The 13,358-nt window shown below is 59.7% G+C and carries 9 protein-coding genes and 5 pseudogenes; 7 read left to right on the top strand and 7 right to left on the bottom strand.

All coding sequences use genetic code 11. The features are described from left to right. A partial coding sequence (locus GA0061099_RS37330) for an IS3 family transposase (RefSeq protein ID WP_141697782.1) occupies positions 1-741 on the top strand: 741 nt, incomplete at its 5' end. A gap of 119 nt (positions 742-860) precedes the next feature. On the opposite strand, the gene GA0061099_RS41710 is transcribed toward GA0061099_RS37330, so the two are convergent. Beyond that, complete coding sequence (locus tag GA0061099_RS41710; RefSeq protein WP_157786092.1) at positions 861-1,031, bottom strand: hypothetical protein; 171 nt, start codon at positions 1,029-1,031, stop codon at positions 861-863. 579 nt (positions 1,032-1,610) lie between these two features. On the opposite strand from GA0061099_RS41710, the gene GA0061099_RS39575 reads away from it, so the two are divergent. Next, positions 1,611-1,886: a hypothetical protein gene (locus tag GA0061099_RS39575; RefSeq protein ID WP_276327061.1), complete on the top strand. Its 276-nt coding sequence runs from the start codon at positions 1,611-1,613 to the stop codon at positions 1,884-1,886. A gap of 239 nt (positions 1,887-2,125) precedes the next feature. On the opposite strand, the pseudogene GA0061099_RS42490 reads toward GA0061099_RS39575, so the two are convergent. Next, positions 2,126-2,458, bottom strand: a pseudogene (locus GA0061099_RS42490) (IS3 family transposase); the annotation flags it as partial. A gap of 344 nt (positions 2,459-2,802) precedes the next feature. Here GA0061099_RS42490 and istA point away from each other — a divergent pair. Further along, a pseudogene (istA, locus tag GA0061099_RS37315) lies at positions 2,803-4,335 on the top strand (IS21 family transposase). A 16-nt stretch (positions 4,336-4,351) separates the two neighbouring features. Beyond that, a pseudogene (gene istB, locus GA0061099_RS37310) lies at positions 4,352-5,097 on the top strand (IS21-like element helper ATPase IstB). Positions 5,098-5,333: 236 nt separating this feature from the next. On the opposite strand, the pseudogene GA0061099_RS37305 reads toward istB, so the two are convergent. Further along, positions 5,334-5,651, bottom strand: a pseudogene (locus tag GA0061099_RS37305) (integrase catalytic domain-containing protein); the annotation flags it as partial. A gap of 153 nt (positions 5,652-5,804) precedes the next feature. Here GA0061099_RS37305 and GA0061099_RS39570 point away from each other — a divergent pair. Next, positions 5,805-6,239 carry a site-specific integrase gene (locus GA0061099_RS39570; RefSeq protein ID WP_050996299.1) on the top strand — a complete coding sequence of 145 codons (435 nt, stop codon included), beginning with the start codon at positions 5,805-5,807 and terminating at the stop codon, positions 6,237-6,239. 393 nt (positions 6,240-6,632) lie between these two features. Here the strand turns inward: GA0061099_RS39570 and GA0061099_RS39565 are convergent. Further along, positions 6,633-7,141 (bottom strand): annotated as a pseudogene (locus tag GA0061099_RS39565) (transposase); the annotation flags it as partial. Positions 7,142-7,625: 484 nt separating this feature from the next. Between GA0061099_RS39565 and GA0061099_RS37290 the strand changes: the two are divergent. Together GA0061099_RS37290 and GA0061099_RS37280 are read left to right on the top strand one after the other, a co-directional pair. After that, positions 7,626-8,027 (top strand): hypothetical protein, encoded by a 402-nt coding sequence (locus tag GA0061099_RS37290; protein ID WP_036031912.1) that lies wholly within the window; start codon positions 7,626-7,628, stop codon positions 8,025-8,027. 1,535 nt (positions 8,028-9,562) lie between these two features. After that, positions 9,563-10,003 (top strand): transposase DNA-binding-containing protein, encoded by a 441-nt coding sequence (locus tag GA0061099_RS37280; protein WP_050996298.1) that lies wholly within the window; start codon positions 9,563-9,565, stop codon positions 10,001-10,003. A gap of 648 nt (positions 10,004-10,651) precedes the next feature. On the opposite strand, the gene GA0061099_RS40790 is transcribed toward GA0061099_RS37280, so the two are convergent. The 3 genes from GA0061099_RS40790 to GA0061099_RS37260 all read right to left on the bottom strand — a co-directional run. Beyond that, a complete protein-coding gene (locus tag GA0061099_RS40790) occupies positions 10,652-10,963 on the bottom strand; it encodes an oleate hydratase (RefSeq protein ID WP_074448551.1) in 312 nt (103 codons plus the stop codon). A 72-nt stretch (positions 10,964-11,035) separates the two neighbouring features. Further along, entirely contained in the window at positions 11,036-11,794 is a 759-nt protein-coding gene (locus GA0061099_RS37265; protein WP_074448550.1) for a glucose 1-dehydrogenase, read from the bottom strand. 1,235 nt (positions 11,795-13,029) lie between these two features. Further along, positions 13,030-13,358, bottom strand: a 329-nt coding sequence (locus GA0061099_RS37260) for an IS5/IS1182 family transposase (RefSeq protein WP_074448549.1), incomplete at its 5' end; no start/stop codon positions are given.

The raw sequence follows: 13,358 nt of genomic DNA, 5'->3' as shown, positions 1-13,358 counted from the left end.
AGCGACGAAGAGCTCGGCGGCAAGGTGAAGGCCAGCTTCATGGCGAGCGACCGCACCTATGGTGCGCGCCGGGTGTGGCGTGATCTGCTCGCCGATGGGGCGGACTGTGGCCTGCACCAAATCGAACGGATGATGCGCCTGCAAGGCTTGCGGGCGCGGCCGCGACGCCGGCGCTTGCCGAAGGACAGCGGCGATCGACAGCTCGAGACCGGGCCGGCGAACCTCCTTGACCGGCAGTTCGCCGCCGAGCGGCCGAACCAGAAGTGGATCGCCGACTTTACGTATCTCTGGACGGCCGAGGGCTGGCTCTACGCCGCAGCGGTGATCGACCTGTTCTCACGCCGGGTGGTGGGTTGGTCGATGAGCGCCGCCATGACAGCTCAGTTGGTAACCGATGCCCTGCTGATGGCCGTCTGGCGACGCGGCAAGCCGGACGCCCTGTTGCACCACTCCGACCAGGGCAGTCAGTACACCAGCGAGCAGTTCCAGCGTTTGATGGCCGACCACGGCATTCTCTGCAGCATGAGCCGTTCCGGCAACGTCTGGGACAACGCAGCGATGGAGAGCTTCTTCTCGTCGCTCAAGACCGAACGGACCGCCAACAAGATCTACCGAACCAGAGACGAGGCACGAGCCGATGTGTTCGACTACATCGAAAGATTTTACAACACGATCCGCAGGCACTCGACCATCGGCTATCTCAGCCCGGTTCAGTTCGAGCGCAAGGTGGGATTAGCTTAACCTGGTGTCCATCAAACCGGCAGCAGCTCATTTGGCCTAGAAGGCTCTTAGTTTGAGCGCGGTTGCTTGAGAGAAGGGCCGAGGCATGCGAGAGGCCGACTGCAGCCTCTAAAGCCCGTTCAGGCTATGCTCTGGTCAGTAAAAACGCGCTGCCCGCTCACCAGCTCGCGCGTAAGCCATTCCAAACGAAGCTCGGCTTCTAAAGCGCCGTTGCCTTCGCAGATGGCCGCCGCGACGACTTCAATTTGATCTTCAATAAGCTCCCGGAGGATTTGGATGCGAGGTTCCATTGTGCTGCTCTCCGGGTGAGAGAAAGTCGCCTACCATCTTACGCTCTAAGTTTCCGGCTGGCACCCTGCCAGAAATGGTCGGCTGCCATCACGTTGAAGGTCGCGGCGCACGCCCTGACCTCCGCTCCCACCTTGCTCATTCAAGCGGAGGACCAGGACTACCGGCTTTCAAGTCGATCAGGGGCTTTTAAGTCGGACAGGCAGTAATTTTCTTCTCTCGAGCATACGGGTAAGGACACCACAGCCGGTCGCGCGGCAGCTGCGTTATCTATGTGGACGTCGCCTTCGAACTTGAGCTTATGACGCACGAAACGGCCCAAAAAGAAGAAGCTCAGGATTGAGATGAAGCCCGGCTCAATCGCGGTCCTCTCGGACAAAATGCGCGAGGGCGCAAAGGCGGCGTGCATTTGTTCGAGCTGGAACTTGTGGAGCTAGGGCTCAACAAACCGTGTTGCCACTTCAGTCGTGGCGCGGTCCCTGTCGAGCCGTCTTCGGCCGGTGAGGCGTTCGGTGATGTGTCGTCGGATGCTGGACGCGACCATGTTCGGCTCCGCGCGGGAGTTCGCGGCCTAGCTTGGCCTGACGCCTAAGCGGAATTCCACCGGCGGGACGGACCGGCTAGATCGGATTACGAAACAGGGCGATTCCGATCTCAGGTACTGGCTTGACATCGGAACACGCAACGTTGTTCGGTATCCAAGGGCCCGGTCCTGGGCCGGAGGTGGCGGTATCGAAGCCCTGCTTGAACGGCGTCGGCCCATGGTTGTTGCCGTCGCTGTCGCCAACAAGTTGGCTCGGATCATCTGGGCAATGATGACGACCGGTGAGTTCTATCGGCCTAAGCTCGCGGCCTGACCCTTCAGCGTATCTTGACCACCTTACGTTGTGATGGCAAATGACAGCATGATGGACACCGGCGGAGCTGGACATCGAGCAAGCTCGAAGAGCTTTAGGCGCAACAAGCGCGACCCGTAGATGAGACCTCGCCGCGATCTCCATCAGGGTCAGCGGCCATGGCATCGGTCGCATTAACAAGCCTTATACATGAACGCACCCGAACGGTATCCAAAGTGCTGCTTAAATCCCCTGCATCAGCGGGCTCCACGCTTGCCCGTGGTGAGCCGTTCCTTGCCATAAAGTCCGCAGATCCGGTTGATCCCCGACGGTTCGCCCTCACGCAGCAAGACGAATAGCCAGCGGTATCCGAAGCGCCGCCGCTCGTTGGCGAGATCGCGCAGTCGACCACGGAGAGCCACGTCCGGAGGAAGCTATAGCGGAGATCTTTCCATCAGCGCTGCGATCGAACAGGCCTGCCGGTTCCGACAGGCTCATGACAGCCCGAAGATGCGCGACCGCAACCAGCTTCGCGGCGGGCCCCAGCATTGTTTTGAAAGAAGCTCGAGAAGGGTGGCCGCCCAAAGACTCTCGATGCAATGAAGGGTGTAGTCACGTCGTGTGCCCAGGCGGACTTGGCCATTTGCCGGCGCACAAAGGTTGGAGACACCGATTTCGATCGGCTTTAGCGTCTGCGCCGCATGTACCGTCGCTGTCGGCTTCTCGGTTCCGGCGGTCAGGAGGCCATTGCTTAGCTTGCAATTTTCTGCGGTTGTGCAGTGGCGAGCGGCGCGCGTGCGTCGAACTGCGCCCGCTGGATTACCCACCAGCCATGCTGCATGTTTCGCGGGATCGTGAGCAACTTTTCAACGGCTCAGCCCGCTTCGGCCGACAACTCAACCGGCTTAGGAACTGCCTCGTCAGTGAACGAAGGCCGATGCCCACCCAGAGATTGTCGATGCGCCGGATCAAAGGGGTTCTCCGCCTAAAACATGTTCAAGGCTTGCCGGAGCGACCCATCGCGCACACCCTGGGCATCAGCAACGGCGCTGCGCACAGCTATGTGCGCTGAGCCGGGCGGCCGGGCTGAACTGGCCGTTGCCGGCCGGAATGATTGACGAAGACCTGGAGCTGCTGCTTTTCCCTGCGCCGAGGCCTGCATCGCAGAGCTTACAGCGGTCCGTTCCCGACTGGGGCTATGTCGACAAGGAGCTGCGCCGGCGCAACGTGACCCGCCCGGCTGCTGTGGGATGAGTATCGCGCCACCCATCCCGATGGATTCGGCTACACATGGTTCTGCACGACCTACGAGGCCTGGAAGGGGCGAGCCCGGCCTTCGATGCGGCAGACCCATCTGGGCGGCGAGAAGGTTTTCGTGGATTTCGCCGGCGACACCATCGACGTTATCGACCCCTCAAGTGGGGGGGAAGTACAGTCGATGAAGCTGTTCGTCGCGGCGATGGGTGCGTCCAACTGTACCTACGCCGAGGCCTGCCAAGCGAGGGGCTCGCCGACTGGGTCTGGGTCCACATCAACCTCTTCGCCTTCCTCAGCGGCGCGCCGACATTCGTGGTCTGCGACAACCTCAAGGCCGCCGTCACCAATCCGACCGCCACGATCTCGGCCTCAACCGACCTATGCGGAGATGGAAGGCCATTACAGCGCGGCCATTCTCGCAGCCTGGCCGCGGCGCCGAAAAGATAAGGCAAAAGTCGGAGTTGCGGTGCAAGTCGCCCAAAGATGGATTCTGGCGCGGCTACGCAACCAACGCTTCTTTTCATTAGCGGAGCTAAACGCAGCCATCAAAATGCTCGTCGTCGAACTCAATGCCCGGCAGATGCGCGACTTCGGCGCCAGCCGCGCCGAACTGTTCGCTGAACTCGACAAGCCCCAAGCTCATAGAGCTGCCGGACCAGGCTTACGCTTTCGCGCACTGGAAGCGATGCCGGGTCGGCCCCGACTATCATATCGAGATCGATGGACACTGGTATTCCACGCCATATCGGCTCATCCGTGAGCTCGTCGATGCGCGCATTGACGAAGGACGGTCGAGATCTTCCACAAGGGCAGCAGGATCGCCAGCCACGCTCGCGCGCCCAACCGGCGCGGCCACACCACCATCACCGACCACATGCCCAGCGCCCATCTGCGCTACGGCCAATGGACGCCCGCCGGTGTGATCGCCGCCGGCGAGCGGATCGGGCCCGCCTTCTTCCAGGCCGTGATCGCCACCCGGGCGCATCCCGAGCAAGGCTTTCGCACCTGCCTCGGCATTCTGTCGTTGGTCAAAAGCTACAGCGCCGAGCGTGTCGACGCAGCCTGTCGGCGCGGCATTCTGATCAAGGCGCGATCCGTCGCCTCGATCCGCTCCATCCTCCAGAACGGCCTGGATCGCACCTTTCTCGACGAACCCTCCGAACACCAACCCCTGCGCCACGGCAACATCCGCGGCCGGGACTATTTCCACTGAAGCCAAGGAGACTTGTATGCTCAACCATCCCACCCACGAACGCCTGATCGAGCTCGGCTTGAGCGGCATGGCCAAGGCCTTTGAGGAGCAGCGACGATCGCCTGATCTCGAGGCCTTGCCGTTCGAAGATCGCATCCGCCTGCTGGTCGACCGGGAAGCCGCGGAACGCGACACCAGGCGGCTCACCACGCGCCTCAAGCTGGCCGCGCTCCGCCAGAATGCCTGCGTGGAGGACGTCGATTTGCGCACGCCGCGGGTATCGACCGGGCCCTCTTCGCCAAGCTCGTCAGTGGCAACTGGATCGATCGGCACGAGAATTTGCTCCTAACCGGAGCGACCGGATTGGGCAAAAGTTGGTTAGCCTGTGCCCTCGGCCACAAGGCCTGCCGCGACAATCGCTCGGTTCTCTATCATCGCGTTCCAAGATTGTTCGAAGCGTTGGCGCTCGCGCGGGGCGATGGACGCTATGCCCGCTTGCTCAAAACCCTTGGCCGCGCCCAGCTTCTGATTTTGGACGATTATCGGTGCTCACCGCCGCCGAGCGGCGCGATCTACTGGAAGTCCTCGAGGACCGCCATGGCCGCGCCTCCACCATCGTAACCCGCCAACTCCCTGTGGACACATGGCACGAAGTTATCGGAGACAGCCGACGCCGTCCTAGATCGCCTCGTCCATAACGCTCACCGCCTCCAGCTTGCCGGCGAAAGCATGCGAAAACGCAACGCCAAAACCGTCACCCTTGACGAGCAGCCAGAACGCTGACTCTATCACCGCCTCGGCCGGAGCGGGCTGCTCACGATCGTCTGAATTCGGCGCTCATGATCGCGCGAAATCCCTGCTCACTCATCAGTGAAATGCAGTCATGCCAAGCGTAGATCGGCCTATGAATACAACATCCCCGCGAAGAGGGCCGAGGAACGAGCACGCGTGGAATGCGCCGAGAAGGAGTATACGAGGTTCACGTCCCGGTGGCGGGCAAAGCCGCGATCCCGACAAAGCAAGGCTTCTGCGACATAGGGCTTGTTTACGATATCCGTGTCAGTCGTCTTGCCGGGCCGCTATAATTCAGTGTGACGCCCCACTGGTAGGCCAGAGGTCAAGATCGCGAGACACGAACTCGCTGCCTTGATCGGACGCGGATCGTTGCCGGTAAGCCCACTTCCTTGCAGGCCCCTTCCAGCACCTCCCACGACGTCGGTGCCGCGGAAGGTGAACCGCGGCGCCAGCGCCGGCGAGAAGCGCGAAAAGGTATCGACCATTATGAGCACGCGAAGCTTGTGTCCGCTCGCCAACTGGTCATGGACGACGTTCGTCGCCTTCATGGAGAAGCGCAATGCCAGGATCATCACCAAGAAGCTGGCAATGGAAATGGGCAACGCTGCCGCCCGATCGTCATGCATCCTGGGCGCTGCGATTGAGCGACGTGCGCGGGTTCGCGCGCTGTCGCTAACTTCGATCCGAGAACGAAGGTGTCGCCCCTCGACATCAGCCCGGGCGTCCACCGCGCCAAGCCCTATGTCTCTAGCGACGCGGAGATCGATGCGTTGTTGACGGCAGCGCTGGCTCTGGCGCCAGCGGACGGGCTGCGCCGATGGAGCTACCATACCTTGTCCGGCTGCAGGCATGCGTATATCCGAGGCGATGGCCTGGAGCGTGATGACGTTGACCTCGACGCCGGCGTGCTGACGGTCCGGCTGACCAAGTTCGGCAAGTCGCCGCTCGTGACATTGCATCCGACGACGAGAACTGGGCTGCGCCACTACGTTAACCGGCGCGAGCGCGGCAAGCGAACCCGCTCCAGCCGAACGACCGCCTACTCGCCTTCCTCGAGTCGCTCTCATCGGCAAGACTATGCCGAATGGAATGAGGCTGCCCTGTTCGGCATAGTTCGGCGGGCGGCATAAACCTGCAAGCTGGGCGACGTCGATCCGCTTGCGTGGGCCTATTGCCGTCACGACCTCAAAGCTGTGGCCTGAGAACAACGCTTACCGATCAACCGCACCTCCGAGCGGTTCTCCGAGCAGTTACGGTTCGCGCGGTGCCGGTCGTTTTCGACTGCCTCGGCCTCGACGAGTTCATGGTGGTCTGTCGCGCCGGAGGTGCGGTGTTGGAATTGTCGCCACGTTGCTGCGCGCGGACCAGGCGCCGCTGGCACGGCACTGACCAAGCGGCGACTTCCAACCGACGCGACGACGCACGTGCCCACGGCTGCTCGGCAGCGGTGGAGGGACACTTGCGCAGCATAGCTGGCCTAGGAGCGCCAACGGGCTCCTTCATAGCCGTTGGCGTAGGCGCCGCGACCAGAGGTCGTTCGGCGCCATCGGCACCGTCATCGGCGCCCGGGTCCCGATCGCCCGCTTGCGGCCGCCACGGCGACGAACCGGAAGCCTCTCTTCCCGGTAGAGCCGGAACAGCCGCCTCCGCTTCGGCTATCGCGTCTGCCGATGTGCTTTAGGTCGCCTGCCGTTCGCTCATCCCGAAGGCGTCTAGGAGATGGGCGACAGCTTTCCGCTGGGCCGCGGGCGTCACCATTTCTTTCCCACGAGTTCTTTCCCAGGAGGTCCTTCAAGGCTGCGTTGTCCAGCATGGTGTCGGCGAGGAGCTGCTTCAGCTTCGTGTTCTCGTCCTCCAGCGTCCTCAGCCGCTTGGCCTCGGAGACATCCATCCCGCCGAACTTGGCCCTCCATTTGTAGATGCTGGCGTCGCTGACGCCATACTTGCGGCACAGACCGGCGACCGAAACGCCGGCCTCGTGCTACTTCAAAATCCCGATGATCTGCTCTTCCGAAAGGCGGCTGCGCTTCATGCTCTGTTCTTGTCGTGGGCCAGAGCGAACTTCACACTGGATTAAGCCCGTGGGGCAAGGTCACTTAGCTCAATATTCCGTCTTCAGACCGGATCAAACGCGCCGCTTGTCACTACACAACCGCAGAGAATTTCGAGCTCAGCGATGGACTCCTGAAACAGCAGAATTGGGGACGCACAGAGGGTTCATGCGGCGCCTAGCGGCGGCAGCCGCTAAGCAGTTCGATATTGGTCTCTCCAACGTATATGCGCCGGAAAGTGGCCGAGTCCGCCTGGGCACACAACCTGATCACACCACATTAGCGCTGTTGGATCACCGTTCCAATGTTCTGAGGACGGAAGCCCCAACGGATGTCGCGCTTCTTCCTCGCAGCCAACGCTACCAGATAAGACAGGTACAACATGTTGATGGTTGTGGTACCTCTGGTGCTCGAAAACCTGCAGCGAACCACCCAGCTCCTAGCAATCTTTTCGGGAGATATGCAATGCCAGAGACCTTAGGCGAAGACGGAAAACGCGAACGGCGACCACGTGGAGGGCCCGAACTGGCCGAGGCATCGCGCCCTGGAGCCGGTGGCCCCACGGATGATACTGGAGAAAGCACCGCAGCTGCATCGCGCATTTCATTTACGGTTCCGGAATGGCAAAAATCCATCGAAGCGACAGCAAACCTGTTCGCCGCGTCGCTCCGCGACGCGCTAAAGCTGGCTGCTTCCTCTTTGCACGATCAGGCCACCTTCATGAAGACTCTCGCGGACTCTAAAACTCCCTCTGAGCTACTGAAGTGCCACCTGGATTTTGCGGAGCAATCCTGCTCGAAATTGTTTGGCGAAGGCTGGAAGATGTTGGATCGTCTCAGGCACAGCCATCGGTCTTCGGTAAGTTAAGAGGCGCAAGGCGTGAAATAGGCTGACGGCGCGCAAATCATCCGGCGTGTGGCACGTACACGCCGTTTAGAATTAAGCGGGAAAACGAAGAACGATTCCGCCCTTGCTCCGTTTGCCTTTCCCCAGCGACCAGGCTGATCAGTGAGGCTGGTCGAACTTTCGCCGAAAGTAGTGCGAAAGAGAAAGTGACAGTTCGACGCCTTTAATAATTGTGGACCCCGACGTATCAGTGACCCCGGTATCGGACACGCCAGCGTCATCCTGCATTGGTCCGAAGTTCGGCGGGACCACCAGGGACGGATAGTGCCGAGCATCAGTTTTCAGACCAAGGCGAACAAATTTGACGCACACGAAGCGCCTGCAGACCCTCCAATTCTCGATTCAGCACGACCCTTGCTCGGTTCTGGGCAGCATCACCGAATGTTCCAGATGCGGTGAGTTAGGGGCGGGCTCGTTGCGGCTAGCGCCTGGTGCGCCCCGCCGGTTTGCTGTGAGGCGAGGTGAATCAGATCAGGATTCTCAACTGGTGGCGCTCATTCGCTCGCGCTCGTCGCCGTCATGTCGGACGACGGCACCAAGAAGGCAGGTAAGTAGCACAGCATCAGCCTCACCTAAGCGGGAGAGCAGATGGCCAATCCACGAGTTCCGCGTTCGAGACGAGTTAACGGCGGAAAGTGCACCCGCAGCTCCGGAGCAGCAGGCGGCGATCTCAGCTCGCAAGATATTGGAAGCAGAGATGCGCACTGGAACGGTGGTATCGTACAACGCTGAAAAGGGCTGGGGGTTCATTCTCCTGACGATGCCGACCAGGAGGATTTGTTCGTGCACATATCGGACCTTCGCGACTGCGCAGGGTCTGATCTGGTGTCGGTCACGCGCGTGACTTTCGAAATTCGCTTCAATCAACAGCGCTCGAAGTACAGAGCCGTCCAGGTCAGGCTGATCGATTGAAAGATCGCGTATCCTACTGCGGGCGTGCGCATTACATATCATTCATAGCGCAAAGGCAATAATGGACGATGCATAGGCTCATCTGATCAGAAACCAAGTCGTGGACGTTTACGACGGAGATCGCGCTCGGAAGCGCGACGTTAAGCTGATCGATATGGATGGTCGTCAGCCATCTTTCTGGCCAGCGCGACCTTTGCACGCTTGCTTCCTTGCCGGTGGGCAACACGCACCGCCCAGGCCTTCATCGGAGACCATCGGGTTGATCGCCTGAGAACAACGTTGGCAGCTTCGAACAGGGCGTAAACATCCGGTGAGGCTTTGAATTACCCACAACTTTGACTACTCGGGATGATCCGCTGATCGGCGAAATCTTGAATCGAAAGAATCACTTGTGATTCCTTGCTGAGCACCTGATTCGCGAAGGGGTGCTCTATGGGGCTGACGTTAAGGGATCGATCGGCAAAAGGCCGCTTGCGGTCCTTGGAAGGTGAATGTTGGATTGATCGAGAGAGTAGTGGATGCGAGTTTAGGGACGAGCGGCTTGGCGACAATTCCGCAAACTGCTCACGCAGATTGGACGCCCCATGGGACAACGCATTCCGCTCGTCTGCCAGGATTGGGCGAATACCAAGGCCGCCTACCGCTTCTTCTCTAATGACCGGGTCAGCGAAGCGGACATTCTGGCCGGCCATTTCCAATTGACAAGTGATCGCGCCGCCGCAGAAGCGATCGGCATCACCAAGAGCATAAACGGTGGACGGGATAAGGCGGGCCGCCTCAGATCGCACACGGTTTGCGGCATCCTGATTCATTCGAGCCTCGCAGTTACAATCGAGGGTGTGCCACTGGGGTTGGCGGCCGTTAAGTTCTGGACCCGGAAGACATTCGAGGGGACGGCAGCGCTTAAAATGAAGATCAACCGACCCGGATTCCCATCGAGAGAAAGGAAAGCGTTCGGGGGTTGGAAAATCTCAAGCAGTCTCGCCACTCTTGGATCATCCGGGACGATGCATCCGTATTGCTGATCGCCCGGCCTTAAACGAGACGTTAGTAACGCCGCGACCGTTGTCGTAGGCATGACCAATGCTCTCGGAAGAGAGCTGGCCAGCGGAGGGCTTGAAATCGTGAGCATGAGATGCTTGCCGCTCTTCTAGTGCGGCCCACAGTCTAGCTAGAGGGATGAGGTCGGCTCGCAACCGCGCTACGTCAGAGATCGCCCTCGCGACCGTCTCAAAGAGCATATTGAGCTGAAGCAGAAGCGTATTGAATAGCACCATATCGCCGATCGTGACCGCGCCGATTCTCCTGCCTGGCGCGCAGATCGCCGCGATCCGCGAGGCTTCCCAATTTAGGCAGCTTCGATTGTGCGTCTAAGGTGCCCGTTGACATCAGCGGCAGGAGTGGAAAGCCCCACCTGGTCACCGGGCGCGCTATTCTCTAGACATCAACGTCGATGGTAATGTCACCGCGCGGGAGAAGCACGGCACAGCCCGTTGCCCGATGTCCGCTACGTCAGACAGCGTCCCACCTCAACTCAGGTACTCATTCATCAGTTCACCAAGCTCGGTTGGGCTAATCTGTTTCAGAATATGTTGGGGTAGGAACGCCGGTCCTGGGATCTCAATTTCCTTGCCGTCACGTAGTCTACCCTTGGCTGCTAGCGATTGCTGATATCATAGGTCAATTGAATACCTCGGGCACGGCGCGTTCAATCTGAGGAGGATATAGACGGCTTCCATCGCCGTCTGACCGAGTATTTCAGCCAGTAGAACCGAACGGAACAGATCCCAGAGGCACTCGAAATGTTCCTCCATCTCTGGATCACCTCGGATGACGACCCCTCTTTCCGGGTCCCAACTACCGTCCAACGCCCCACCCGGAAGGTTCAGCGCTCGAGAAGGTAATGCGATCGGCCACGCATATGCTCGTCGGGGATCATGAACGCCGCGCCGGAGAGTGCCGCCAAGCTCGAACCAACGAACCACGGCGTCTTGCTGTCCACACCAGCGGGCTTGCCCGGGCGAGCAAAGGATCAGATCTCGTTTATGTGACAGTAGTCAGAAGGTGCTTTCGGGAGCCTGACACTTGTACGGGACGCCGATCGTCAGACCGCCATCGACGACGATTTCGGAGCCCGTAAGATAAGAGGACGCGTCACTGAGCAGGAACAACACTACCTGCGACACTTCCGGCGGCTCGGCTGCCCGCCCAAGCGGAATGGGAAAACTGGAAGAATCGAAGTCCTTTGTCATCCAAGTGTTGATTAACCCCGGATGGACTGAGTTTATGCGAACCCCAGACGCAGCGGCCTCCAAAGCAGCGGACTTGGTTATGCCCCGCACACCGAACTTGGAAGCAACGTAGGCGTGAAGCCCTGCACTACCCCTCAGCCCCTCGACCGACGAGATGTTGACGATCGAGCCTCCGCCCGCGCGGCGCATGGCGGGCAGGGCAGTCTGCATTCCCAAAAATACACCGGTGAGGTTGACAGCAAGGGTCTTCGTCCACTGCTCGAGTGGAAACTGCTCAATAGGAGCAATACTGGCTATGCCCGCATTGTTGACGAGGCCATGCAGCGCGCCAAAGTTGCTCTCCGCAGCCGCGATCGCTCGGCGCCATTCCTCTGGCTGAGCGACGTCTTGACGCACATAGATCGCGGATGTGCCAAGGCCGGCCGCGAATGCCTCTCCTTCTTTACGAAGAATATCGGTGATCACGACTTTAGCTCCCTCCGCTACCAGCAGGCGCGCATGAGCGGCCCCCATCCCTCGAGCCCCGCCGGTCACCAGAATGACCTTTTCGCTGAGACGTCCCATAATTTTGCTTCCTCGATCAGTGTGGTGGCGCAAGGTCTTGCGACATCCACTATGTCAATTAGCCCTGTTCGATCTGCTGTGTCCCGCTGCAATGCCCAACGGCTGTGCGTAGTGGCCGCGCAACTCGCCGCGAAAACCAACTCGATAACGATTTCACGTCGTGGACACGCGTCCGGCGCTCAGGCGTTATCGTCGGAGTGTTGAATTGGCATCGCGACATTGGGCCACCTTGTTGAGCCCGACAATTCACGACCGAGTTTCCTCCGGAAGATGGGCGTGAACTGCACGCGAGGCAATGCCGGTTCCGCACAGGCGCACGTACTGAGCTGTTCGAGGCTGGCCGCGGGAGTAGGGCGCAGAACGCATAAAGCTCTCCGAGCCTTGCGAATTGGAGTATCCACTCTGTGCAATCCGCGCGCCGAGACTCTGATACGAACGCAAACTCACGCGACTCTTGCAGAGTTGCTGGAGCTGTTACGACCTTTTCGCGCGACCTGGGTATCCGCTAGCATGCTTTTCGGGCCATGCACAGCGATAGCGCTTCGACTTATCAAGACTTTCGAGCCACACACAGCTTTGATAGCCATGCGAGCTCCTCATCCGTTTATCTCCCGCTTGATCATGTCGGACTCTCGACACTCCGCGTCGCCAATCAAACAAGCGGGAAGGCAACAGAAGAAGCGGCGAAAGTTGTCGAAGGCCTTCTCTCGTACTCCAACTCGGCATCTGCAGCCGAGCGAGTCTTATAACACCCAATGAGGCGCTTGGCATCGATCGCAGACGACAGATAGAGAGGCCTATCGAGTTATCGTCATCCTCGGTGAGCACGCTTCGCCGGAAGGAACGCACAATCGTCAAGCTCATTCTGCAGTACAGAATCGAAGTGCAACGCGCAGAACTGGACGCGTCGGGGGCAAGACGATCGCGATCACTGGATCTATGAGCCGACGGATCACCGAGCCGCACTGGAAGTTGCACATCACAGTCTCTTCAGGATGCTCAACAACCGAGTAGTCTGGGTGAGATGAGTTAGCTGAATGTTCGATTGCGCCTAAACACTTCAAGAGCGAGGAGGAATGCGATGCCCGACGTGAAAGGTATTTCGCTTGATGCGCATCTCTACCTTGGGAGCAAAGACCGTGGCAGCGCGTTTCTCGGGTACCGAGCCATAAACCTTGTATTCAGCGTGGGGCACGAGGTGTCCTCTCTATTACCGAAGGGATTAGGGCTCGGACTCAATTGATCCAATAGGCAACGATGGCGGCGAGATGGACGGCAGCCAAGAAGTTCGTGGCTAGTTTGTCGTAGCGAGTTGCGACACGCCTGAAATCCTTGAGGCGGCAGAAACAGCGCTCGATGACGTTGCGCCCCTTGTAGGCGCGTTTGCTGAAGCTGTGGAGAGTGACCCTGTTGGATTTGTTTGGAATGACGGGCTTGGCACCACGATCGACGATTTCGGCTCGAAAGCCATCGCCGTCGTACCCTTTGTCGCCAATGAGGGCAGACATGGGTGGCGCGAGTTCCAAAAGGGCTGGCGCTGCGGCAATATCAGCGTCCTGGCCTG

It is taken from the genome of Bradyrhizobium yuanmingense (genome assembly GCF_900094575.1).
Lineage (GTDB): Bacteria > Pseudomonadota > Alphaproteobacteria > Rhizobiales > Xanthobacteraceae > Bradyrhizobium > Bradyrhizobium yuanmingense.
Note: the sequence above shows the minus strand (reverse complement) of the source record. Positions and strands in the feature narration are given on the sequence as shown.

Bases quoted from the DNA above. Each gene is read 5' to 3' on its own strand.
- GA0061099_RS41710 (WP_157786092.1), bottom strand. From the start codon at position 1,031: ATGGAACCTCGCATCCAAATCCTCCGGGAGCTTATTGAAGATCAAATT.
- GA0061099_RS37290 (WP_036031912.1), top strand. From the start codon at position 7,626: ATGCCAGAGACCTTAGGCGAAGACGGAAAACGCGAACGGCGACCACGT.
- GA0061099_RS37280 (WP_050996298.1), top strand. From the start codon at position 9,563: ATGGGACAACGCATTCCGCTCGTCTGCCAGGATTGGGCGAATACCAAG.
- GA0061099_RS37265 (WP_074448550.1), bottom strand. From the start codon at position 11,794: ATGGGACGTCTCAGCGAAAAGGTCATTCTGGTGACCGGCGGGGCTCGA.